This window comes from Burkholderia sp. Bp9143 (assembly GCF_003853645.1).
Classification (GTDB): domain Bacteria; phylum Pseudomonadota; class Gammaproteobacteria; order Burkholderiales; family Burkholderiaceae; genus Burkholderia.
On sequence record NZ_QTPO01000064.1, the window covers coordinates 19,723 to 43,265 of the forward strand.

At 61.2% G+C, this 23,543-nt stretch carries 19 protein-coding genes and 1 tRNA gene; all 20 read right to left on the minus strand.

Translation table 11 applies throughout. The features are described 5' to 3' along the window. Nucleotides 1–10 precede the first annotated feature (10 nt). Nucleotides 11–838 (minus strand): 50S ribosomal protein L2, encoded by an 828-nt coding sequence (gene rplB / locus DIE23_RS34040; protein ID WP_006482900.1) that lies wholly within the window; start codon nt 836–838, stop codon nt 11–13. A 2-nt stretch (nt 839–840) separates the two neighbouring features. Continuing rightward, entirely contained in the window at nt 841–1,155 is a 315-nt protein-coding gene (rplW, locus tag DIE23_RS34045) for a 50S ribosomal protein L23 (RefSeq protein WP_004199275.1), read from the minus strand. After that, the gene (gene rplD / locus DIE23_RS34050; protein ID WP_006477192.1) at nt 1,152–1,772 is read right to left on the minus strand and encodes a 50S ribosomal protein L4; all 621 of its coding nucleotides are present in this window, start codon (nt 1,770–1,772) and stop codon (nt 1,152–1,154) included. The genes rplW and rplD overlap by 4 nt, the downstream gene beginning before the upstream one ends. Next, nucleotides 1,772–2,422 carry a 50S ribosomal protein L3 gene (gene rplC, locus DIE23_RS34055; protein ID WP_006752926.1) on the minus strand — a complete coding sequence of 217 codons (651 nt, stop codon included), beginning with the start codon at nt 2,420–2,422 and terminating at the stop codon, nt 1,772–1,774. Before rplC ends, rplD begins: the two co-directional genes overlap by 1 nt. A 178-nt stretch (nt 2,423–2,600) precedes the next feature. Beyond that, on the minus strand, nt 2,601–2,912 hold the full coding sequence (gene rpsJ, locus DIE23_RS34060; protein WP_004199280.1) for a 30S ribosomal protein S10: 312 nt from the start codon (nt 2,910–2,912) through the stop codon (nt 2,601–2,603). Nucleotides 2,913–3,198: 286 nt separating this feature from the next. Then, the gene (gene tuf, locus DIE23_RS34065; RefSeq protein WP_011350666.1) at nt 3,199–4,389 is read right to left on the minus strand and encodes an elongation factor Tu; all 1,191 of its coding nucleotides are present in this window, start codon (nt 4,387–4,389) and stop codon (nt 3,199–3,201) included. A 39-nt stretch (nt 4,390–4,428) separates the two neighbouring features. Continuing rightward, the gene (gene fusA, locus DIE23_RS34070; RefSeq protein WP_124616611.1) at nt 4,429–6,531 is read right to left on the minus strand and encodes an elongation factor G; all 2,103 of its coding nucleotides are present in this window, start codon (nt 6,529–6,531) and stop codon (nt 4,429–4,431) included. Nucleotides 6,532–6,654: 123 nt separating this feature from the next. Continuing rightward, entirely contained in the window at nt 6,655–7,125 is a 471-nt protein-coding gene (gene rpsG / locus DIE23_RS34075) for a 30S ribosomal protein S7 (protein ID WP_006477195.1), read from the minus strand. Nucleotides 7,126–7,297: 172 nt separating this feature from the next. Continuing rightward, nucleotides 7,298–7,678 (minus strand): 30S ribosomal protein S12, encoded by a 381-nt coding sequence (gene rpsL / locus DIE23_RS34080; RefSeq protein ID WP_006400662.1) that lies wholly within the window; start codon nt 7,676–7,678, stop codon nt 7,298–7,300. A 227-nt stretch (nt 7,679–7,905) separates the two neighbouring features. Continuing rightward, nucleotides 7,906–9,753, minus strand: a complete 1,848-nt coding sequence (gene recQ / locus DIE23_RS34090; protein WP_124616615.1) for a DNA helicase RecQ — start codon at nt 9,751–9,753, stop codon at nt 7,906–7,908. A gap of 241 nt (nt 9,754–9,994) precedes the next feature. Beyond that, the gene (gene rpoC, locus DIE23_RS34095) at nt 9,995–14,236 is read right to left on the minus strand and encodes a DNA-directed RNA polymerase subunit beta' (RefSeq protein ID WP_124616617.1); all 4,242 of its coding nucleotides are present in this window, start codon (nt 14,234–14,236) and stop codon (nt 9,995–9,997) included. A 21-nt stretch (nt 14,237–14,257) separates the two neighbouring features. After that, nucleotides 14,258–18,364, minus strand: coding sequence for a DNA-directed RNA polymerase subunit beta (gene rpoB / locus DIE23_RS34100; protein ID WP_124616619.1), 4,107 nt, complete (start codon nt 18,362–18,364; stop codon nt 14,258–14,260). A gap of 377 nt (nt 18,365–18,741) precedes the next feature. After that, the gene (rplL, locus tag DIE23_RS34105; protein ID WP_124616621.1) at nt 18,742–19,116 is read right to left on the minus strand and encodes a 50S ribosomal protein L7/L12; all 375 of its coding nucleotides are present in this window, start codon (nt 19,114–19,116) and stop codon (nt 18,742–18,744) included. Nucleotides 19,117–19,179: 63 nt separating this feature from the next. After that, nucleotides 19,180–19,677, minus strand: coding sequence for a 50S ribosomal protein L10 (gene rplJ / locus DIE23_RS34110; protein ID WP_124616623.1), 498 nt, complete (start codon nt 19,675–19,677; stop codon nt 19,180–19,182). Between the two features lie 295 nt (nt 19,678–19,972). Further along, nucleotides 19,973–20,671: a 50S ribosomal protein L1 gene (gene rplA / locus DIE23_RS34115; protein WP_017333534.1), complete on the minus strand. Its 699-nt coding sequence runs from the start codon at nt 20,669–20,671 to the stop codon at nt 19,973–19,975. Next, nucleotides 20,672–21,103: a 50S ribosomal protein L11 gene (rplK, locus tag DIE23_RS34120; protein ID WP_006477201.1), complete on the minus strand. Its 432-nt coding sequence runs from the start codon at nt 21,101–21,103 to the stop codon at nt 20,672–20,674. A gap of 141 nt (nt 21,104–21,244) precedes the next feature. Continuing rightward, nucleotides 21,245–21,802, minus strand: a complete 558-nt coding sequence (gene nusG, locus DIE23_RS34125; protein WP_006400672.1) for a transcription termination/antitermination protein NusG — start codon at nt 21,800–21,802, stop codon at nt 21,245–21,247. Between the two features lies 1 nt (nt 21,803). After that, nucleotides 21,804–22,184: a preprotein translocase subunit SecE gene (gene secE / locus DIE23_RS34130; RefSeq protein ID WP_006482892.1), complete on the minus strand. Its 381-nt coding sequence runs from the start codon at nt 22,182–22,184 to the stop codon at nt 21,804–21,806. Between the two features lie 42 nt (nt 22,185–22,226). After that, nucleotides 22,227–22,302 (minus strand) — tRNA-Trp (locus DIE23_RS34135). A 59-nt stretch (nt 22,303–22,361) separates the two neighbouring features. Beyond that, nucleotides 22,362–23,543, minus strand: a 1,182-nt coding sequence (tuf, locus tag DIE23_RS34140; protein ID WP_027805213.1) for an elongation factor Tu, incomplete at its 5' end; no start/stop codon positions are given.

Genomic DNA, 23,543 nt, shown 5'->3' on the forward strand with positions numbered 1-23,543 from the left:
TGCCTACTCCTTAACGCTTGTGACGGCGCTGGACGATCATCGTCGTCGTGCGCTTGTTGCTGCGGGTGCGGTAACCCTTAGCCGGCGTACCCCACGGGCTCACCGGGTCGCGACCTGCAGCCGTCTTGCCCTCACCACCACCGTGCGGGTGATCAACCGGGTTCATCGCAACGCCACGCACCGTCGGGCGGATACCGCGCCAGCGGTTCGCGCCAGCCTTGCCGATTTGGCGCAGGCTATGCTCTTCGTTGCCGACTTCACCGATCGTTGCACGGCACTCGATGTGCACGCGGCGGATTTCGCCCGAACGCAGACGAACCTGCGCGTAGACGCCTTCACGTGCCAGCAGCATGGCCGACGTGCCAGCCGAACGCGCCATTTGCGCGCCCTTGCCCGGCAGCATCTCGATGCAGTGGATCGTCGTACCGACCGGAATGTTGCGGATCGGCAGCGTGTTGCCTGCACGGATCGGCGCTTCCGAACCCGACATCAGCTGTTGGCCGACGGTCAGGCCCTTCGGGGCGATGATGTAGCGACGCTCGCCGTCTGCGTAGAGCACCAGCGCGATGTTCGCGCTACGGTTCGGGTCGTACTCGAGACGCTCGACCTTTGCCGGGATGCCATCCTTCGTGCGACGGAAATCGACGATACGGTAGTGCTGCTTGTGACCACCACCCTTGTGACGCGTGGTGATACGACCGTTGTTGTTACGGCCGGCGGTCGAGCTCTGCGAGTCGAGCAGTGCCGCGAACGGCTTGCCCTGGTGCAGGTTCTTGTTAACCACCTTGACCATCGCGCGGCGACCCGGCGATGTCGGTTTAACTTTAACGATTGCCATGATTACTTGGCCTCCGCTTCAAAGTTGATTTCCTGGCCGGGCTTCAGGCAAACGTACGCCTTCTTCACGTCCTTGCGGCGGCCCATCGAACGGCCAAAGCGCTTTTGCTTGCCCTTCTGAACCAGCACGTTGACGGAATCAACTTCAACCTTGAACAGCAGCTCGACAGCCGCCTTCACTTCCTGCTTCGTGGCATCCGGTGCGACTTCGAACACGACTTGCTCGTTCTTGTCGGCAACCAGCGTCGCCTTTTCCGAGATCACCGGTGCGAGCAGGACCTGCATCAAACGATGATCGTTCTTGCGAATCTCGCTCATGACAGCAACTCCTCGATCTGGGCGACCGCAGCCTTCGTGACCAGCACTTTCTTGAAGTAGATCAGCGACAGCGGGTCAGCGTAGCGCGGCTCGACAATCGCCACGTGCGGCAGGTTGCGCGAAGCCAGGTACAGGTTCTCGTCGACCGTGTCCGTAATGATCAGAACGGAGTCGAGACCCATGGTCTTGAATTTGTCAGCCAGCAGCTTGGTCTTCGGCGCTTCGAGGATGATGTCCTCGACGACCGACAGACGGCCTTCACGGGCCAGCTGCGAGAAGATCGAGCAGAGACCTGCGCGATGCATCTTCTTGTTGACCTTGTGCGAGAAGTTTTCTTCCGGCGAGTTCGGGAAGATGCGACCACCGCCACGCCACAACGGGCTCGACGACATACCGGCACGAGCGCGGCCCGTACCCTTCTGACGCCACGGCTTCTTGGTGGTGTGCTTGACTTGCTCACGGTCCTTCTGTGCGCGGTTACCCTGGCGAGCATTCGCCTGGTACGCGACGACGACCTGGTGGATCAGCGCTTCGTTGTAGTCACGACCGAACACGACGTCCGACGCGTTGACCACTGCACCTTCCTGACCATTTTCATTCAGGAGCTTGAGTTCCATTATTTCGCCCCCTTGGTCTTGACGGCCGGCGTCACGAAAACCTTGCCGCCCTTCGCGCCCGGAATCGCACCCTTGACGAGCAGCAGCTTGCGCTCTGCATCGATACGCGCGATTTCGAGGTTCTGCACCGTCACCGTAACGTCACCGAGGTGACCCGTCATGCGCTTACCCGGGAAAACACGACCCGGATCTTGCGCCATACCGATCGAGCCCGGCACGTTGTGCGAGCGCGAGTTACCGTGCGTGGCACGGCCGGAGGAGAAGTTGTAACGCTTGATCGTACCGGCGTAGCCCTTACCGATCGACACGCCTTGCACGTCGACCTTCTGGCCTACTTCGAAAAGATCAGCACCGACCACGGCGCCATTCGACAGCTCAGCCGCCTTGGCCGCGTCAATGCGGAATTCCTTGAGGATTTCACCGGCCTCAACACCGGCTTTGGCGAGATGACCTGCCAGCGGCTTCGTCACGCGCGATGCGCGGCGGGAGCCGAATGCAACCTGCACGGCCGTGTAGCCGTCGGTTTCAACAGTCTTGATCTGCGTCACGCGGTTGTCCGACACGTCCAGCACGGTGACGGGAATCGAATCCCCTTCAGCCGTGAAGATACGGGTCATGCCAACCTTGCGACCTACGAGTCCAAGGCTCATCATTTTCTCCATTCCCGACTGCGATTGGTCGGGGCTGATTTACAAAATGCCGGGCACGCAAGGCCCAACTTTTTTACGCGAATACGCGAAAAGCCAAGCAGTATAGCCCGACTTCTCGATTTCCGCAAGCAATACAAAGACTTAGCACCGCCCGACAAGCCAGTTGGCGCCGAAAGCCTTACTGCAGCTTGATTTCCACGTCGACGCCAGCCGGCAGATCGAGCTTCATCAGCGCGTCAACCGTCTTGTCGGTCGGATCGACGATGTCCATCAGGCGCTGGTGGGTACGGATTTCGAGCTGATCGCGCGACGTCTTGTTGACGTGCGGCGAACGCAGGATGTCAAAACGCTGAATGCGCGTCGGCAGCGGCACCGGGCCACGGACGATTGCACCAGTCCGCTTCGCGGTATCGACGATCTCGGCAGCCGATTGATCGATCAGGCGATAGTCGAAAGCCTTCAGGCGAATGCGGATTTTCTGTTGCTGCATGACGATTCCTTGAAAAGAGCGAGGCGATGTTGCATCGCCGGACACTAAAAGAACGCGAAACCTGTTGCCTGCGGGGAGCGAGGCACCCGGTTCCGAACGGTACTTCCACTGCTAAGCCCGCGATTCTACACGAAAAATCGAAGCGGTGGTGTGCGTTTGTCAATGCCGCAACGCGCACGCCACAAAGACAAAACCGGGCGCCAGATCAAACTGGGCACCCGGTTTCGACGGTTCAACTGCCTACCGTGGAATCGCGGACCCCGGAGGGATCCGCGGATCGTCGATATTACTCGATGATCTTGGCGACGACGCCGGCGCCGACGGTACGGCCACCTTCGCGGATTGCGAAGCGCAGACCTTCTTCCATCGCGATCGGAGCGATCAGCTTCACCGTGATCGACACGTTGTCGCCCGGCATCACCATTTCCTTGTCCTTCGGCAGCTCGATCGAGCCCGTCACGTCCGTCGTACGGAAGTAGAACTGCGGACGGTAGTTGTTGAAGAACGGCGTGTGACGGCCGCCTTCGTCCTTGCTCAGCACGTACACTTCAGCCGTGAAGTGCGTGTGCGGCGTAATCGAACCCGGCTTCGCCAGAACCTGGCCACGCTCCACGTCTTCACGCTTCGTGCCGCGCAGCAGGATACCAACGTTGTCGCCTGCTTGACCTTGGTCCAGCAGCTTGCGGAACATTTCAACGCCCGTGCAGGTCGTCTTCACCGTCGGCTTGATACCGACGATTTCGATTTCCTCGCCGACCTTCACGATGCCGCGCTCGACACGACCCGTCACCACCGTACCACGGCCCGAGATCGAGAACACGTCTTCAACCGGCATCAGGAATGCGCCGTCAACTGCACGCTCCGGCGTCGGGATGTACGTGTCCAGCGCGTCTGCCAGGCTCATGATCGCCACTTCGCCCAGCTCGCCCGTGTCGCCTTCCAGCGCCAGCTTTGCCGAACCCTTCACGATCGGCGTGTCGTCGCCCGGGAAGTCGTACTTCGACAGGAGTTCGCGAACTTCCATCTCGACCAGCTCGAGCAGTTCAGCGTCGTCCACCATGTCGCACTTGTTCAGGAACACGATGATGTACGGAACGCCAACCTGACGTGCCAGCAGGATGTGCTCACGCGTTTGCGGCATCGGGCCGTCTGCTGCCGAGCAAACCAGGATCGCGCCGTCCATCTGCGCTGCGCCCGTGATCATGTTCTTCACATAGTCAGCGTGGCCCGGGCAGTCGACGTGTGCGTAGTGGCGGTTGGCCGTTTCGTACTCGACGTGTGCCGTGTTGATCGTGATGCCGCGCGCCTTTTCTTCCGGTGCCGCGTCGATCTGGTCGTATGCCTTCGCTTCGCCGCCGAACTTCTTCGTCAGCACCGTCGTGATCGCTGCCGTCAGCGTCGTCTTGCCGTGGTCAACGTGACCAATCGTACCAACGTTGACGTGCGGCTTGGTCCGCTCAAATTTACCTTTTGCCATGATTCTCTTCTTTCAAAAATAATCGATTGTGATAGCGAATTACTTCGTCTTCGCGCTGATGATCGCTTCTGCAACGTTCTTCGGAGCTTCAGCGTAGTGCTTGAACTCCATCGTGTACGTTGCGCGACCCTGCGTCAGCGAACGCAGCGACGTGGAATAGCCGAACATTTCCGACAACGGCACTTCGGCGCGCACGATCTTGCCGCCGCCAACCATGTCATCCATGCCCTGGATGATGCCGCGACGACCCGACAGGTCGCCCATCACGTTGCCCATGAAGTCTTCCGGCGTTTCCACTTCCACGGCCATCATCGGCTCGAGCAGAACCGGATCAGCGCGGCGCATCGCTTCCTTGAACGCCATCGAACCAGCCATGCGGAACGCATTTTCGTTCGAGTCAACGTCGTGGTACGAACCGAACGTCAGCGTGACCTTCACGTCGACGACCGGGAAGCCCGCCAGCACGCCGCTCTTCAGCGTTTCCTGGATACCCTTGTCAACCGACGGGATGTATTCACGCGGAATCACGCCGCCCTTGATCGCGTCGACGAACTCGTAGCCCTTGCCCAGTTCGCTGCGCTCGAGCGTAATGACCGCATGGCCATACTGACCACGGCCACCCGACTGCTTGACGAACTTGCCTTCGACGTCCGCGGCCGACTTGCGAATGGTTTCGCGGTAGGCAACCTGCGGCTTGCCGACGGTCGCTTCCACGCCAAATTCACGCTTCATCCGGTCTACCAGAATTTCGAGGTGGAGCTCGCCCATACCCGAAATGATCGTTTGACCCGATTCTTCGTCGGTCTGCACGCGGAACGACGGATCTTCCTGAGCCAGACGGTTGAGTGCCAGGCCCATCTTCTCCTGGTCAGCCTTCGTCTTCGGCTCGACGGCCTGCGAAATCACCGGCTCCGGGAAAATCATGCGTTCGAGCACGATCGGGTGTGCCGGATCGCACAGCGTGTCACCCGTGGTCGCTTCCTTCAGGCCAACCGCAGCAGCGATGTCGCCCGCGCGGACTTCCTTGATTTCCTCGCGCTGGTTCGCGTGCATCTGCAGAATACGGCCGAGACGTTCCTTCTTGCCCTTGGTCGCATTGAGCAGCGTATCGCCCGAATTGACGACGCCCGAGTAGACACGGAAGAAGATCAACTGGCCGACGAACGGGTCGGTCATGATCTTGAACGCGAGCGACGCGAACTTCTCGTCGTCGGAAGCGCGACGCTCCGTCTTCTCGCCGTTTTCGAGCTCGCCCGTAACCGGCGGAATGTCGACCGGCGACGGCAGGAAGTCGATCACGGCGTCGAGCATGCGCTGCACGCCCTTGTTCTTGAACGCGGTACCGCACAGCATCGGCTGGATTTCGCACGCGATCGTACGGTCACGCAGACCCTTCACGATTTCGGCTTCGGCCAGTTCACCTGCTTCCAGGTACTTGTTCATCAGGTCTTCGCTCGACTCGGCAGCCGCCTCGACCATCTTTTCACGCCACTCGTTGCACGTGTCGACGAGTTCCGCCGGGATGTCGACGTAGTCGAACTTCGTGCCTTGCGACGCTTCGTCCCAAATGATCGCCTTCATCTTGATCAGATCGACGACGCCCTTGAAGCCTTCCTCCGCACCGATCGGCACCACGACCGGAACCGGGTTCGCCTTCAGGCGCAGACGGAGCTGGTCGTAGACCTTGAAGAAGTTCGCGCCGGTACGGTCCATCTTGTTGACGAACGCGAGACGGGGCACCTTGTACTTGTTAGCCTGGCGCCACACCGTTTCCGACTGCGGCTGCACGCCGCCCACTGCGCAGTACACCATGCATGCGCCGTCGAGCACGCGCATCGAACGCTCCACTTCGATCGTGAAGTCGACGTGGCCCGGGGTGTCGATGATGTTGATGCGGTGTTCCGGATAGTTGCCGCCCATGCCCTTCCAGAAGGCCGTGGTAGCAGCGGACGTGATCGTGATGCCACGCTCCTGTTCCTGCTCCATCCAGTCCATCGTGGCTGCGCCGTCGTGGACTTCACCGATCTTGTGGTTCACACCGGTGTAAAACAGAATGCGCTCGGTCGTCGTCGTTTTGCCGGCGTCGATGTGAGCGCTAATACCGATATTGCGGTAGCGCTCGATAGGAGTCTTGCGAGCCACTTTGATCCTCTACTGGGATGACGCGATGCAGCCCAGCTGCATCACGCTTCAACACAAACGGGCGAGGCGCCTGAAAAGCGCACCCGCCCGGAATTTATTTCCGCTAACAGCCCAGCCAGGCGCTTAGAAACGGAAATGCGAGAACGCGCGGTTGGCTTCTGCCATGCGGTGAACTTCATCGCGCTTCTTCATCGCGCCGCCACGGCCTTCGGCCGCTTCGGAGAGTTCACCTGCCAGGCGCAGGGCCATCGACTTCTCGCTGCGCTTCTTCGCAGCCTCACGCAGCCAGCGCATCGCCAATGCCATACGACGCGACGGGCGCACTTCGACCGGAACTTGATAGTTGGCACCACCAACGCGACGGCTCTTCACTTCGACCACCGGCTTCACGTTGTTGAGCGCAACCGTGAACACTTCCAGCGGGTCCTTGCCACCCTTGGTCTGGATTTGTTCGAATGCGCCATAAACGATGCGCTCTGCGACCGACTTCTTGCCGGACAGCATCAGCATGTTCATGAACTTGGCAACATCAACGTTGCCGAACTTCGGATCCGGCAACACTTCCCGCTTGGGGACTTCGCGACGACGCGGCATGATTCTTCCTTTACTTGTTCAGTTGGAGCTGTATTCAGCTCCGCGGCCACCAACAAACCCGATCACATCTTCACGACTAACCAGCTTGGCCGGGTGACCACTTACTCGACAGCACCGGCAATCCGGCACTCCCGCCTTGACCGCCCTGCGGCGATCCCTGATCAAAAACTGCTTACTTGGCAGCCTTTGCACGCTTCGCGCCGTACTTCGAGCGCGCTTGCTTACGGTCCTTGACGCCCTGGGTATCCAGCGAGCCGCGAACCATGTGGTAACGCACACCCGGCAAGTCCTTCACACGGCCGCCGCGGATCAGCACAACCGAGTGTTCCTGCAGGTTGTGGCCTTCACCGCCGATGTACGAAATCACTTCGAAGCCGTTCGTCAGACGAACCTTAGCGACCTTACGGAGTGCCGAGTTCGGCTTCTTCGGCGTCGTCGTGTACACACGGGTGCACACGCCGCGACGCTGGGGGCAGTCCTGCAGGGCCGGGCTCTTGCTCTTCGTCGTTTCCGACTGACGGCCTTTGCGAACCAGTTGGTTGATGGTTGGCATTGTTTATTCCTGAAATTGAACAAAATCCGCACATCGATTTCGGGCAAAGCGAGAATCGACGCACAGTTGACTTCCGAACCGGCGATACGGACACGAACCTTCGAACGCGACTCGGCTCACCGAATACCGGAACCCAGCATCATATTCCGGAAATGCCAACTAAGTCAACGGCTTGCGTGATTCACCAGCCGCGCGGGCGGTTTACCGGAAGGGTCGAAACACCTGTGTCACGCCGACTCGACGACGTCGATGATCTCGTCGCCGAAGCGTTCGAGCTTGCGCACGCCCATGCCGGGGATATGGCGCAGGTCGTCGATCGTCTCCGGCGCGTTGCGCGCGATTTCGGCCAGCGTCGCGTCGTGGAAGATCACGTAGGCCGGCACGCCGTCGGACTTCGCGGTTTCCGCGCGCCATGCACGCAGCGCGTCCCACCGGGCACGCTCGCGCGTGCCCATGCCGGCCGTCGGGTCGACGCGCGTGCCGCTGCGGCTCGACGACTGGCGCGTGCGCTGCGGCTTCACGTAGCGGCGCAGCGTGACCTTCTCCTCGTTCTTCAGCACCGGCTTCGCGGCTTCGGTCAGCATCAGCGCGCCGAAGCCGCCATGGTCGACCGCCAGATAGCCATACGCGACGAGTTGCCGGAAAATCGCGCGCCACTCGGGCTCGGACAGCGACGCGCCGATCCCGAACGTGCTGAGCTGGTCGTGGCCGCGCTGCAATACTTTCTCGGTGCGGCCGCCGCGCAGGATCTCGATCAGATGGCTCGAGCCGAAATTGAAGCCGCTCGCACGCTGCGCGCGGAATACGCACGACAGCGCCATCTGCGCCTCGCGCGTCGCGTCCCATGAATCGGGCGGCTCGAGGCATGTGTCACAGTTGCCGCACGGCTGGCTCGGCTCGCCGAAGTAGTTCAGAAGCCGCACGCGCCGGCACGAGATCGTCTCGCACAGCCCGAGCAACGCATCGAGCTTCGACGTCTGCACGCGCTTGTGCGCGTCGTCCGCATCGGACTCGTCGATCATCTTGCGCTGCTGGACGACGTCGCCGAGCCCATACGCCATCCATGCGTTCGCCGGCATCCCGTCGCGGCCCGCGCGGCCGGTTTCCTGGTAATAGCCTTCGACGCTCTTCGGCAAATCGAGGTGTGCAACGAAGCGCACGTCCGGCTTGTCGATGCCCATGCCGAACGCGATCGTCGCGCACATTACGATGCCCTCCTCACGCTGGAACATTTCCTGGTGCTTCTGCCGCACCTCGAACTCCATCCCCGCGTGATACGGCAGCGCGCGTACGCCCTGTGCCTTCAGCCATTCGGCCGTTTCCTCGACCTTGCGGCGCGACAGGCAGTAGACGACGCCCGCGTCGGTCGTGCTGTCCGCATTCGTGTGCTCGGCGCGGATGAAGTCGAGCAGCTGCGCGCGCGCGTTGTCCTTCTCGACGATCCGGTAACGGATATTCGGGCGGTCGAAGCTCGACACGAACACGCGCGCATCGTCGAGCGCGAGACGATGGATGATCTCGTCGCGCGTGATCGCGTCGGCAGTGGCCGTCAACGCGATGCGCGGCACCGCCGGGAAGCGCTCGTGCAGCACCGACAGCTGGATGTATTCGGGTCGGAAGTCATGCCCCCACTGGGACACGCAGTGCGCCTCGTCGATCGCGAACAGGCCGATCTTCGCGCGCTCGAGCAGGTCGAGGAAGCGCCCGGTCATCAGCCGCTCGGGCGCGACGTACAGCAGGTCGATCTCGCCCTCGCGCAGCGCGCGCTCGGTCGCCGCGGCTTCGGCACCCGACAGCGTCGAGTTCAGGTAGGCAGCGCGCACGCCGACTTCGCTCAGCGCGGCGACCTGGTCCTGCATCAGCGCGATCAGCGGCGACACCACGATGCCGGCGCCCTGCCCGGCCTCGCGGCGCAGAAGCGCCGGAATCTGGTAGCACAGCGACTTGCCGCCGCCCGTCGGCATCAGCACGAGGCAATCGCCACCGCCGGCGACGTGTTCGACGATCTCGCCCTGCTGGCCGCGAAAGGCGGAATAACCAAAAACTTCGTCGAGGATTTCGAGGGCGCGGGACATGAATGAGAACGAGGACGGCAGAACGATGACCGCAATTTTAACAACCCGCTCGCGCAGCGCGCGGCGAATCGTGCAACGTTAGCCAATCGGACAGGGTTCGTGCGCGCGCATGACGGGCCTGCGCAACCGTGCGGCAAGCCCGTCATGCACGTGAACGACGGATAAAAAAAACCGCCCGGCGGACCGGGCGGTTTCGATGACAGCGAATAGCGCAACGTGAGGCAGCTCGCGCCGCCCGCGCTTACTCGGCTGCCGGGTGCTGCGGCTCTTCGGCCGGCGCGCTCGGCGTACCGAAGTCAAATGCCTCTTCCGCTGCGATCTGGTCGAAACGCTCGCGGTCGGACATCTCCTTCGCCTTGCGTGCCTTGTGGAACGCGAGACCCGTACCGGCCGGGATCAGACGGCCGACGATCACGTTTTCCTTCAGGCCGCGCAGATCGTCGCGCTTGCCCATGATCGCCGCCTCGGTCAGCACGCGGGTCGTTTCCTGGAACGATGCCGCGGAGATGAACGAGTCGGTCGACAGCGACGCCTTCGTGATACCGAGGAGCACGTTGTCGTACGACGCCGGACGCTTGTCCTCGGCGATCATGCGATCATTCTCGTCCAGCATGTCGGAACGCTCGACCTGTTCGCCCGGGATGAAGCGCGTATCGCCGTTATCGGTGATCTGCACACGACGCAGCATCTGGCGAACGATCACCTCGATGTGCTTGTCGTTGATCTTCACGCCCTGCAGACGATACACGTCCTGCACTTCGTCGACGATGTAGCGCGACAGCGCTTCGATACCCTGCAGACGCAGGATGTCGTGCGGATCGGCCGGGCCGTCCACGATCATTTCGCCCTTGTTGACGACCTGAGCATCGTGGACCAGGACCTGCTTTTCCTTCGCGATCAGGAACTCGTGCTGATTGCCTTCGAGGTCCGTGATGACGAGACGCTGCTTGCCCTTCGTGTCCTTACCGAACGACGTCGTACCGGTGACTTCCGCGAGAATGCCGGCATCCTTCGGCGAACGCGCTTCGAACAGCTCCGCCACCCGCGGCAGACCGCCGGTAATGTCACGCGTCTTCTGCGCTTCGGTCGGGATACGTGCAAGCACTTCACCCACCTGCACTTGCTGGCCGTCCTTCACGGTGATCAGTGCGCCGACCTGGAAGCCGATCTGCACTGCGTGCTCCGTGCCCGGGATCTTCACTTCGTCGCCGTTCGCGTCGAGCAGTTTCACCTGCGGACGCACGCTCTTCGAAGCTTGCGAACCACGACGCTTCACGTCGATCACGACCAGCGTCGACAGGCCGGTCACGTCGTCGATCTGCTTCGCGACGGTCACGCCTTCCTCGACGTTCTCGAACTTCACCGTACCACCGTACTCGGTGATGATCGGACGCGTCATCGGATCCCACGTTGCCAGCTGCGTACCGGCCTTGATCGTCGCGCCGTCGAGCTGCAGCAGCGTCGCGCCGTACGGCACTTTGTGACGCTCGCGCTCGCGACCGAAATCGTCGGTGATCAGCGCTTCGCCCGAACGCGAAATGACGATCTGCTCGCCCTTCGCGTTGGTGACGTAACGCATCGTCGCCGTGAAGCGCACGATACCGTTGCTCTTCGCTTCGACCGACGACGCCACAGCCGCACGCGATGCCGCACCACCGATGTGGAACGTACGCATCGTCAGCTGCGTGCCCGGTTCACCAATCGACTGTGCCGCGATCACGCCGACTGCTTCGCCGACGTTCACGAGCGAGCCGCGGCCCAGGTCTCGGCCGTAGCAGGCCGCGCACAGACCGTAACGCGTTTCGCAGGTCAGCGGCGTGCGCACGCGCACTTCGTCGATGCCGAGGCGTTCGATTTCCTCGACCGCCGTTTCGTCGAGCAGCATGCCCGATTCGTACAGCGTTTCCTGCGTTTCCGGGTTCACGACGTCCGCGACCGCGACGCGGCCGAGGATACGGTCGCGCAGCGCTTCGACGACTTCACCGCCTTCGACCAGTGCCTTCATCGCGACGCCGTTCGACGTGCCGCAATCGTCCTCGACCACCACGAGATCCTGCGTGACGTCGACGAGACGACGCGTCAGGTAACCCGAGTTCGCGGTCTTCAGTGCCGTATCAGCCAGACCCTTACGTGCACCGTGGGTCGAGATGAAGTACTGCAACACGTTCAGGCCTTCGCGGAAGTTCGCGGTAATCGGCGTCTCGATAATCGAGCCGTCCGGCTTCGCCATCAGGCCTCGCATACCGGCCAGCTGACGAATCTGCACCGCCGAACCCCGGGCGCCCGAGTCGGCCATCATGTAGATCGAGTTGAACGACTCCTGGCGCGTCTCGTTGCCGTCGCGGTCCGTCACCGGCTCCGTCGACAGCTGCTCCATCATCGCCTTGCCGACCGCTTCCGACGTTGCCGACCAGATGTCGACCACGTTGTTGTAGCGTTCCTGCGCGGTGACGAGACCCGACATGTACTGGCGGTCGTACTCCTTCACCTTCTTCGCGGCGTCGCCGACGATCGTTTCCTTCTGCGGCGGCACGAGCATGTCGTCCACGCAGATCGAAATACCGGCGCGCGTCGCGAGACGGAAACCCGACTGCATCAGCTGGTCGGCGAACACGACCGTCGCACGCAGACCGCACTTGCGGAATGCGGTGTTGATCAGGCGCGAGATTTCCTTCTTCTTCAGCGGCTTGTTCAGCACCGAGAACGGCAGGCCGTGCGGCAGGATCTCCGACAGGATCGCGCGACCGACGGTCGTCGCGTACAGCGAGATCTTCGGCACGAATTGCGGCGCGCCTTCCGACGTGTCCTCGTTGCGGACCATTTCGGTGATCCGCACGTTGACGCGCGATGCCAGCTCGACTTCCTTGTTCTCGTACGCGCGGATCACTTCCGACACGCCGGTGAACGACAGGCCTTCACCCTTGCCGTTGATCGCTTCGCGGGTCGCGTAGTACAAACCAAGCACGATATCCTGCGACGGCACGATCGACGGATCACCGTTGGCCGGAAACAGCACGTTGTTCGACGCCAGCATCAGCGTGCGCGCTTCCATCTGCGCTTCGAGCGACAGCGGCACGTGAACGGCCATCTGGTCACCGTCGAAGTCGGCGTTGAACGCCGCGCAGACGAGCGGGTGCAGCTGAATTGCCTTGCCTTCGATCAGGACCGGCTCGAACGCCTGGATACCGAGACGGTGCAGCGTCGGCGCACGGTTCAGCATCACCGGGTGCTCGCGGATCACCTCTTCGAGGATGTCCCACACCACCGGCGTCTGGTTCTCGACTTCCTTCTTCGCCGCCTTGATGGTCGTCGCGACGCCCATCACTTCCAGCTTGTTGAAGATGAACGGCTTGAACAGCTCGAGCGCCATCAGCTTCGGCAGACCGCACTGGTGCAGCTTCAGCGTCGGGCCGACCACGATGACCGAACGGCCCGAGTAGTCGACGCGCTTGCCCAGCAGGTTCTGACGGAAACGACCGCCCTTGCCCTTGATCATGTCGGCGAGCGACTTCAGCGGACGCTTGTTCGCGCCCGTCATCGCCTTGCCGCGACGACCGTTGTCGAGCAGCGAGTCGACGGCTTCCTGCAGCATCCGCTTTTCGTTGCGGACGATGATTTCAGGCGCCTTCAGCTCGAGCAGACGCTTCAACCGGTTGTTACGGTTGATCACGCGGCGATACAGGTCGTTCAGGTCCGACGTCGCGAAACGGCCGCCGTCCAGCGGCACGAGCGGACGCAGTTCCGGCGGCAACACCGGCAGCACTTCGAGGATCATCCACTCGGGCTTGATGCCCGAGCGCTGGAATGCCTCGAGGACCTTCAGGCGCTTCGCGTACTTCTTGATCTTCGCTTCCGAGCCGGTGTTCTTCAGCTCGGTGCGCAGCGTCTCGACCTGCTCGTCGATGTTGATCGCGCGCAGCAGTTCACGCACGCCTTCCGCGCCCATCTCGGCACGGAATTCGTCGCCGTATTCCTCGACCTTGTTGTAGTAATCCTCTTCGGTCATGATCTGCCGCGCCTTCAGCGGCGTCATGCCCGGTTCGATCACCACGTACGCTTCGAAGTACAGCACGCGTTCGATGTCGCGCAGCGTCATGTCGAGCACCATGCCCAGACGCGACGGCAGCGACTTCAGGAACCAGATGTGCGCGACCGGCGAGGCCAGTTCGATGTGGCCCATCCGTTCGCGACGCACCTTCGCCAGCGTCACTTCGACGCCGCACTTCTCGCAGATCACGCCGCGGTGCTTCAGACGCTTGTACTTGCCGCACAGGCACTCGTAGTCCTTGATCGGCCCGAAGATCTTCGCGCAGAAGAGACCATCGCGTTCCGGCTTGAACGTACGGTAGTTGATGGTCTCCGGCTTCTTCACTTCGCCGAACGACCACGAACGGATCTTGTCCGGCGAGGCCAGACCGATCTTGATCGCGTCGAAAACTTCTTCCTGTTGGACTTGCTTGAATAGATCGAGCAGAGCTTTCATTGCCTTCTCTCCGTAGTCCGATTAATTGCGGTCGAGATCGATGTCGATACCGAGCGAGCGGATTTCCTTCACGAGCACGTTGAAGGATTCCGGCATGCCTGCATCGATCACGTGATCGCCCTTGACGAGGTTCTCGTAAACCTTCGTCCGGCCGTTCACGTCGTCCGACTTCACCGTCAGCATTTCCTGCAGCACGTAGGACGCGCCGTACGCTTCGAGTGCCCACACTTCCATTTCACCGAAACGCTGGCCACCGAACTGCGCCTTACCACCCAGCGGCTGCTGCGTGACGAGCGAGTACGGCCCGGTCGAACGCGCGTGCATCTTGTCGTCGACCAAGTGGTGCAGCTTCAGGTAGTGCATGTAGCCGAGCGTCACGCGACGTTCGAACATCTCACCCGTGCGGCCGTCGTACAGGCGGACCTGGTTCTTCGACGGGTTCATGCCGAGCTGTTCCGCGATGTCGTCCGGGAACGCGAGGTCGAGCATCTTGCCCATTTCTTCCTCGGTCGCACCGTCGAACACCGGCGTTGCAAACGGCACGCCTTCGCGCAGGTTCTTCGCGAGTTCGAGGATCTCGTCGTCGGTGAAGCTTTCCAGATCTTCCTGGCGGCCCGACTCGTTGTAGATCTTCGTCAGGAATACGCGCATTTCCTCGATCTTCGCCTGACGCTGCAGCATTTCGCCGATACGCCAGCCGAGGCCCTTCGCGGCCCAGCCGAGGTGCACTTCCAGTACCTGACCCACGTTCATCCGCGACGGCACGCCGAGCGGGTTCAGCACGACGTCTGCCGGACGGCCGTCGGCCATGTACGGCATGTCTTCGATCGGGACGATCTTCGACACGACACCCTTGTTACCGTGACGGCCTGCCATCTTGTCGCCAGGCTGCAGACGGCGCTTCACCGCGAGGTACACCTTGACCATCTTCAGCACGCCCGGCGGCAGTTCGTCGCCTTGCGTGAGCTTCTTGCGCTTCTCTTCGAACGCGAGGTCGAACTGGTGACGCTTCTCTTCGATCGAATTCTTGATCGCTTCGAGCTGTGCCGCTGCTTCGTCGTCCGCGAGGCGGATGTCGAACCAGTGGTAGTGGTCGAGGTCTTCCAGGTAAGCCTGGTCGATCTTCGTGCCCTTCGCGAGCTTCTTCGGACCGCCGTTCGCGACCTTGCCCACCAGCATGCGGGCGAGACGCTGGAACGCGTCGCCTTCCACGATGCGCAGCTGGTCGTTCAGGTCGAGACGGTAGCGCTTCAGTTCGTCGTCGATGATCTGTTGCGCACGCTTGTCGCGCTGGATCCCTTCGCGCGTGAACACCTGGACGTCGATCACGGTACCGCTCATGCCCGACGGCACGCGCAGCGACGTGTCCTTCACGTCCGAAGCCTTCTCGCCGAAGATCGCGCGCAGCAGCTTCTCTTCCGGCGTCAACTGGGTCTCGCCCTTCGGCGTGACCTTGCCGACCAGCACGTCACCCGCTTCGACTTCAGCACCGATGTACACGATGCCCGATTCGTCGAGACGGCCGAGCTGGACTTCCGCCAGGTTCGAGATGTCGCGCGTGATTTCTTCCGGTCCGAGCTTCGTGTCACGTGCAACGACGTTCAGCTCTTCGATGTGGATCGACGTGTAGCGATCGTCCGCAACAACCTTCTCCGAGATCAGGATCGAGTCTTCGAAGTTGTAGCCGTTCCACGGCATGAACGCGATCAGCATGTTCTGGCCGAGCGCGAGTTCGCCCAGGTCCGTCGAGGCGCCGTCGGCCAGCACGTCGCCGCGCGAGACCTTGTCGCCCATCTTCACGATCGGACGCTGGTTGATGTTCGTGTTCTGGTTCGAACGCGTGTACTTGATCAGGTTGTAGATGTCGACACCGACTTCACCCGCGACCGCTTCGTCGTCGTTCACGCGAATCACGATACGGCCTGCGTCGACGTAGTCGACGACACCGCCACGGAACGCCTGAACCGTCGTGCCCGAGTCGACCGCGCAGGTGCGCTCGATGCCCGTACCGACGACCGGCTTCTCCGGACGCAGACACGGCACGGCCTGACGCTGCATGTTCGAACCCATCAGTGCACGGTTCGCGTCGTCGTGCTCGAGGAACGGGATCAGCGAAGCTGCAACCGACACGATCTGCGACGGCGCGACGTCCATGTACTGGATCCGGTCCGGCGTGACCATCATCGTTTCGCCGGCTTCACGCGACGACACGAGTTCGTCGATCAGCGTGCCGTTCTCGTCGATCGCGGCGTTCGCCTGCGCGATCATGTAGCGGCCTTCCTCGATCGCCGACAGGTAGTCGATCTGGTCGGTCACCTTGCTGTCCACGACCTTGCGGTACGGCGTCTCGAGGAAGCCGTACTCGTTCAGGTGCGCATACAGTGCGAGCGAGTTGATCAGACCGATGTTCGGACCTTCCGGCGTTTCGATCGGGCACACGCGGCCATAGTGGGTCGGGTGCACGTCACGCACTTCGAAGCCTGCGCGTTCGCGCGTCAGACCGCCCGGGCCCAGTGCGGAAACACGGCGCTTGTGCGTGATTTCCGACAGCGGGTTGGTCTGGTCCATGAACTGCGACAGCTGCGACGAACCGAAGAACTCGCGGATCGCCGACGAAATCGGCTTCGAGTTGATCAGGTCGTGCGGCATCAGGTTTTCGCTTTCGGCCTGGCCGAGGCGTTCCTTGACCGCGCGCTCGACACGCACTAGACCCGCGCGGAACTGGTTTTCCGCCAGTTCGCCGACGCAACGCACGCGACGGTTGCCGAGGTGGTCGATGTCGTCCACTTCGCCCTTGCCGTTGCGCAGCTCGACGAGGATCTTGATCGTCGCGAGGATGTCGTCGTCCTGCAGCGTCATCGGGCCGGTGATCTCGTCACGGCTGACGCGGCGGTTGAACTTCATACGGCCGACCTTCGACAGGTCGTACGCTTCTTCGCTGTAGAACAGACGGTTGAACAGGGCCTCGACCGCTTCTTCGGTCGGCGGCTCGCCCGGACGCATCATGCGGTAGATCGCGATGCGCGCGGCCGTCTTGTCGGTCGTTTCGTCGACACGCAGCGTCGACGAGATGTACGGACCCTGGTCCAGATCGTTCGTGTAGAGCGTCTGGATGTCCTTGATGCCCGCTTCACGCAGCTTCTCGAGCACGCTTTCCGTGACTTCGTCGTTCGCGGTCGCGATCACTTCGCCGGTGTCGCCGTCGACGACGTTCTTCGCCAGCACGCGGCCGAGCAGATAGTCTTCCGGCACCGAGATGAACTTGGTCTTCGCGGCTTCGAGGTCGCGAATGTGCTTCGCGTTGATCCGCTTGTCCTTCTGGACGATGACCTTGCCATCACGATCCGTGATGTCGAAGCGCGCGACTTCACCACGCAGGCGCTCGGGCACGAACTCGAGTTGCGCGCCTTCGTCCATCAGCGTGAAGTTGTCGAACACGAAGAAGTTCGCGAGGATCTGTTCCGGCGTGAGGCCGATGGCCTTCAGCAGGATCGTGACCGGCATCTTGCGGCGACGGTCGACGCGGAAGTACAGGATGTCCTTCGGATCGAATTCGAAGTCGAGCCACGAGCCGCGGTACGGAATGATCCGTGCCGAGAACAGCAGCTTGCCCGAGCTGTGCGTCTTGCCCTTGTCGTGTTCGAAGAACACGCCCGGCGAACGGTGCAGCTGCGAGACGATGACACGCTCGGTGCCATTGATGACGAACGAGCCCGTCGGCGTCATGAGCGGCATTTCGCCCATGTACACTTCCTGCTCCTTCACTTCCTTGACGACCGGCTTGTTCGGCGATTCCTTGTCGAGGATGACGAGGCGGACCTTCGCGCGCAGTGCGGAGCAGTACGTCAGGCCCCGCTGCTGGCATTCCTTGATGTTGAATGCCGGCGAGGACAGCGCATAGCTCACGAACTCGAGGCGCGCGAAGCCGTTGTGCGAAACAATGGGAAATACCGATGTGAATGCGGCCTGCAAACCTTCAGGCTTGCGTTGCGTGCCAAGCACATCGGCTTGCAGAAACGTGCTGAATGATTCAAGCTGGGTAGCCAGCAAGAACGGAACTTGGTGAACGATGGGGCGCTTCGCGAAACTCTTGCGAATGCGCTTCTTCTCGGTGAAGGAATATTGCATACGATCTCCGAATCACGGCGGGTGCTGTCGAGGCGGAATACCAGGACGTTTCAAACCCGAGTGTTCACCGACTGAGACCCGATGGCCGTCCAACGGCTTGAACGAGCCGAGAAGCTTGGTGGTTGGCCGCTACCAACCGCTGGCTGACGGCAGCGGATGCCTGTGTTGCCCGCTACCCGACCAAACTTGCCTTCTGCAGTCGCTTCAGAAGACAAAGAGAAACGCCAATCGTGACCATTGACAACGATTTGGCGGTTTTCTTTGGCTTCTGGGGCCGATTATTCGGGCTCCCGAATGAGTGCCAGAAGAACGTCCCCACAAAGCACAAAAAGGCCGGCGGTGAAAATACCGCCAGCCTTCGCACAGCGCGTCGAAACTTACTTGACTTCGACCTTCGCGCCTGCCTCTTCCAGCTTCTTCTTGGCTTCTTCAGCAGCAGCCTTGTCGACGCCTTCCTTGACAGCCTTCGGTGCGCCGTCAACGACGTCCTTCGCTTCCTTCAGGCCCAGGCCCGTCAGTTCACGAACTGCCTTGATGACTGCAACCTTGTTGCTGCCTGCTTCAGTCAGAACGACCGTGAATTCGGTCTTCTCTTCAACAGCAGCAGCAGCGCCGCCGCCTGCCGGGCCAGCGACTGCCACTGCAGCCGCCGACACGCCAAACTTCTCTTCGAACGCCTTGACCAGTTCGTTCAGTTCCAGAACGGTCATCCCTTCGACTGCTGCCAGGATGTCTTCTTTTGCGATTGCCATTTGAAATACTCCTAAATTGAATTCGGATACAGCCAGCGATCAGTAACGCTGATGCACGTTCGCTTACGCAGCTTCCGCTTGCTTCTTCTCGGCGAGCGCGGCCAGAGCACGCGCGAAGCCCGAAACAGGCGATTGCATAACGAACAGCAGCTTCGAGAGCAGTTCTTCGCGGCTCGGGATGCTTGCCAGCGCTTGCACGCCAGCCTTGTCCATCACCTTGCCATCGAACGAACCAGCCTTGATGACCAACTTGTCATTGCTCTTGCTGAAGTCGTTGACGACCTTAGCAGCAGCAATTGCATCTTCCGAGATGCCGTAGATCAGGGGGCCAGTCATCTGCTCTGCCAGCGAAGCAAAAGGCGTACCTTCAACAGCGCGACGCGCCAGCGTGTTCTTCAACACGCGCAGGTAAACCTGTTGCTCACGCGCTTTCGCGCGCAGCTTGGTCAGATCGCCAACCGCAATTCCACGATACTCAGCCAGCACAACGGTCTGAGCCTTCGCGACTTGCGCGGAAACCTCAGCGACGACGGCTTGCTTGTCTTCTCTATTAAGCGGCACGGTTAGCCTCCAGAAACGATACGTTAGGCACGAAACCTCACGTACCTCGTTCAACAACGGCGTCCGACCTCGTTAGGAGTATTTCCACCTCACGCCGTGAATCACTTCACGACCTGCGGCTTCACCACTGCAAAACTTTTTCGGGTTCGCCATCTGCGTTGGCTTGAATTAAGGGATCGCCTGCCTGCTGCGTCCCACCAACGGTCTTTGATAACCGGTTGCCCGCCCTACTGCACGAACAACCGCCCAAAGCCCATGTAGGCCGCTTCGCGAACGAAGCGGCCCGAATACTTGCTTACTGTGCTGCCAGCGTAGCCTGGTCGACACGCACGCCGACGCCCATCGTGCTCGACAGTGCGATCTTGCGCAGGTAGACGCCCTTGCTCGTTGCCGGCTTCGCCTTTTGCAGCGCTTCGATCAGTGCCGACAGGTTCGAACGCAGTGCGGTCGATTCGAACGATGCACGGCCGATGGTCGCGTGGATGATACCGGCCTTGTCGACACGGAATTGCACCTGACCAGCCTTCGCGTTCTTGACGGCGGTTGCGACGTCCGGCGTGACCGTGCCGACCTTCGGGTTCGGCATCAGGCCGCGCGGGCCGAGGATCTGACCGAGCGTACCGACGATACGCATCGTGTCCGGCGAAGCGATCACGATGTCGAAGTCCATCTGGCCAGCCTTGATCTGCTCAGCCAGGTCTTCCATACCGACGATTTCCGCGCCTGCTGCACGTGCCTGCTCGGCCTTTTCGCCTTGCGCGAACACGGCAACGCGAACCGACTTGCCCGTACCTGCCGGCAGAACGACCGAACCACGAACAACCTGGTCCGACTTCTTCGCATCGATGCCGAGCTGAACTGCGACGTCGATCGATTCGTTGAACTTCGCGCTCGCGCATTCCTTCACGAGTGCCAGTGCGTCTTCGATCGCGTACAGCTTCTGACGGTCGACCTTGGCGGCAAATGCCTGACGGCGCTTGGAGATCTTAGCCATTTACACGCCCTCCACAGTGATGCCCATCGAGCGTGCGCTACCAGCGATGGTGCGAACGGCTGCGTCCAGATCAGCTGCCGTAAGGTCCGGCATCTTGGTCTTCGCGATTTCTTCGGCTTGAGCGCGCGTGATCGAACCAACCTTGTCGGTATGCGGCTTGCTCGAGCCCTTGTCCACCTTCGCCGCCTTCTTGATCAGGACGGTCGCCGGCGGCGTCTTCATCACGAACGTGAAGCTCTTGTCAGCGAATGCCGTGATGACCACCGGCACCGGCAGACCCGGCTCCATGCCTTGAGTCTGCGCGTTGAACGCCTTGCAGAACTCCATGATGTTCAGGCCGCGCTGGCCCAGTGCCGGACCGACCGGCGGCGACGGGTTGGCTTTACCTGCAGGGATCTGCAGCTTGATAAAGCCGATAATCTTCTTTGCCATTTGTGAACCTCATTGGAACGCCGGAGGGGCGTTCGGTGAGTGATAACGCGCTTTCGCCGCTGGCTACTGACGCTCCTCAACGGCCATAACGCGGACCGTAAGCGCGAAGGTGGGCAGCCGAGGCTGCCCACCGAATCGGGATCAAACTTTTTCGACCTGGCCGAACTCGAGTTCGACCGGGGTGGAGCGGCCAAAGATGGTGACCGACACCCGCACGCGCGATTTCTCGTAGTTGACTTCCTCGACCGTGCCGTTGAAGTCCGTGAACGGGCCTTCCTTGACCCGCACCATCTCGCCAACTTCGAACAGGGTCTTCGGGCGCGGCTTCTCGACGCCTTCCTGCATCTGCGACATGATCTTCTCGACTTCCTTCGGGGAAATCGGGGTCGGGCGGTTACGCGCACCGCCGACGAAACCCGTGACCTTCGCCGTGTTCTTCACGAGGTGCCACGTTTCGTCCGTCATTTCCATTTCCACCAGCACGTAGCCGGGGAAGAAACGACGCTCGGTTACAGCCTTGTGGCCGCCCTTGACTTCGACCACTTCTTCGGTCGGAACCAGGATCTGACCGAATTTGTCCTGCATGCCAGCACGTTCGATGCGCTCCTGAAGCGCACGTTGCACGCTCTTCTCCATACCGGAGTAGGCGTGCACGACGTACCAACGCTTTCCGCTCGGGGATGCCGGAGTATCGCTCATATCATTTCCAACCCAGAATCGCCGAGAAAATCACCCATTCGATCGATTTGTCACTCAACCAGAGGAAAATCGCCATCACGAGCACGAAACCGAACACGACGAGTGTGGTTTGCGTTGCTTCCTTGCGGGTGGGCCAAACGACCTTGCGGACTTCCTTGTACGAATCCTTGGCAAACGCGATGAGGCTCTTGCCAGGTGCGGACATCAGACCGACGGCCACGCCGGCGATGATACCTACCGCCAATGCGGCACCGCGGACATACCACTGCTGGTTGGCCAGCCAGAAGAAGCCCACGAATCCGGCCAAGACCAGCAATACGCCCAGGGCCAGCATCAGCTTATCGCCGGAGGTATTTACAGTTTCGACGGATGGATTCGCCATAACACCTTAAAACAAATGCCACGTGGGACACGTGGCGATTTTTGGCAGGGGCAGAGGGAATCGAACCCCCAACCTTCGGTTTTGGAGACCGACGCTCTGCCAGTTGAGCTATACCCCTAAACCATACTGGGGCTGGCTGTTGCCAGCCCCAAAACTGTCGATCAACGAATAACTGGCTTACTCGATGATCTTGGCGACGACGCCGGCGCCGACGGTACGGCCACCTTCGCGGATTGCGAAGCGCAGACCTTCTTCCATCGCGATCGGAGCGATCAGCTTCACCGTGATCGACACGTTGTCGCCCGGCATCACCATTTCCTTGTCCTTCGGCAGCTCGATCGAGCCCGTCACGTCCGTCGTACGGAAGTAGAACTGCGGACGGTAGTTGTTGAAGAACGGCGTGTGACGGCCGCCTTCGTCCTTGCTCAGCACGTACACTTCAGCCGTGAAGTGCGTGTGCGGCGTAATCGAACCCGGCTTCGCCAGAACCTGGCCACGCTCCACGTCTTCACGCTTCGTGCCGCGCAGCAGGATACCAACGTTGTCGCCTGCTTGACCTTGGTCCAGCAGCTTGCGGAACATTTCAACGCCCGTGCAGGTCGTCTTCACCGTCGGCTTGATACCGACGATTTCGATTTCCTCGCCGACCTTCACGATGCCGCGCTCGACACGACCCGTCACCACCGTACCACGGCCCGAGATCGAGAACACGTCTTCAACCGGCATCAGGAATGCGCCGTCAACTGCACGCTCCGGCGTCGGGATGTACGTGTCCAGCGCGTCTGCCAGGCTCATGATCGCCACTTCGCCCAGCTCGCCCGTGTCGCCTTCCAGCGCCAGCTTTGCCGAACCCTTCACGATCGGCGTGTCGTCGCCCGGGAAGTCGTACTTCGACAGGAGTTCGCGAACTTCCATCTCGACCAGCTCGAGCAGTTCAGCGTCGTCCACCATGTCGCACTTGTTCAGGAACACGATGATGTACGGAACGCCAACCTGACGTGCCAGCAGGATGTGCTCACGCGTTTGCGGCATCGGGCCGTCTGCTGCCGAGCAAACCAGGATCGCGCCGTCCATCTGCGCTGCGCCCGTGATCATGTTCTTCACATAGTCAGCGTGGCCCGGGCAGTCGACGTGTGCGTAGTGGCGGTTGGCCGTTTCGTACTCGACGTGTGCCGTGTTGATCGTGATGCCGCGCGCCTTTTCTTCCGGTGCCGCGTCGATCTGGTCGTATGCCTTCGCTTCGCCGCCGAACTTCTTCGTCAGCACCGTCGTGATCGCTGCCGTCAGCGTCGTCTTGCCGTGGTCAACGTGACCAATCGTACCAACGTTGACGTGCGGCTTGGTCCGCTCAAATTTACC

What these genes read in the sequence shown, in the direction of transcription:
- rplB (WP_006482900.1), bottom strand. Translation starts at nt 838, where the DNA reads ATGGCAATCGTTAAAGTTAAACCGACATCGCCGGGTCGCCGCGCGATG.
- rplW (WP_004199275.1), bottom strand. Translation starts at nt 1,155, where the DNA reads ATGAGCGAGATTCGCAAGAACGATCATCGTTTGATGCAGGTCCTGCTC.
- rplD (WP_006477192.1), bottom strand. Translation starts at nt 1,772, where the DNA reads ATGGAACTCAAGCTCCTGAATGAAAATGGTCAGGAAGGTGCAGTGGTC.
- rplC (WP_006752926.1), bottom strand. Translation starts at nt 2,422, where the DNA reads ATGAGCCTTGGACTCGTAGGTCGCAAGGTTGGCATGACCCGTATCTTC.
- rpsJ (WP_004199280.1), bottom strand. Translation starts at nt 2,912, where the DNA reads ATGCAGCAACAGAAAATCCGCATTCGCCTGAAGGCTTTCGACTATCGC.
- tuf (WP_011350666.1), bottom strand. Translation starts at nt 4,389, where the DNA reads ATGGCAAAAGGTAAATTTGAGCGGACCAAGCCGCACGTCAACGTTGGT.
- rpsG (WP_006477195.1), bottom strand. Translation starts at nt 7,125, where the DNA reads ATGCCGCGTCGTCGCGAAGTCCCCAAGCGGGAAGTGTTGCCGGATCCG.
- rpsL (WP_006400662.1), bottom strand. Translation starts at nt 7,678, where the DNA reads ATGCCAACCATCAACCAACTGGTTCGCAAAGGCCGTCAGTCGGAAACG.
- recQ (WP_124616615.1), bottom strand. Translation starts at nt 9,753, where the DNA reads ATGTCCCGCGCCCTCGAAATCCTCGACGAAGTTTTTGGTTATTCCGCC.
- rpoC (WP_124616617.1), bottom strand. Translation starts at nt 14,236, where the DNA reads ATGAAAGCTCTGCTCGATCTATTCAAGCAAGTCCAACAGGAAGAAGTT.
- rpoB (WP_124616619.1), bottom strand. Translation starts at nt 18,364, where the DNA reads ATGCAATATTCCTTCACCGAGAAGAAGCGCATTCGCAAGAGTTTCGCG.
- rplL (WP_124616621.1), bottom strand. Translation starts at nt 19,116, where the DNA reads ATGGCAATCGCAAAAGAAGACATCCTGGCAGCAGTCGAAGGGATGACC.
- rplA (WP_017333534.1), bottom strand. Translation starts at nt 20,671, where the DNA reads ATGGCTAAGATCTCCAAGCGCCGTCAGGCATTTGCCGCCAAGGTCGAC.
- rplK (WP_006477201.1), bottom strand. Translation starts at nt 21,103, where the DNA reads ATGGCAAAGAAGATTATCGGCTTTATCAAGCTGCAGATCCCTGCAGGT.
- nusG (WP_006400672.1), bottom strand. Translation starts at nt 21,802, where the DNA reads ATGAGCGATACTCCGGCATCCCCGAGCGGAAAGCGTTGGTACGTCGTG.
- secE (WP_006482892.1), bottom strand. Translation starts at nt 22,184, where the DNA reads ATGGCGAATCCATCCGTCGAAACTGTAAATACCTCCGGCGATAAGCTG.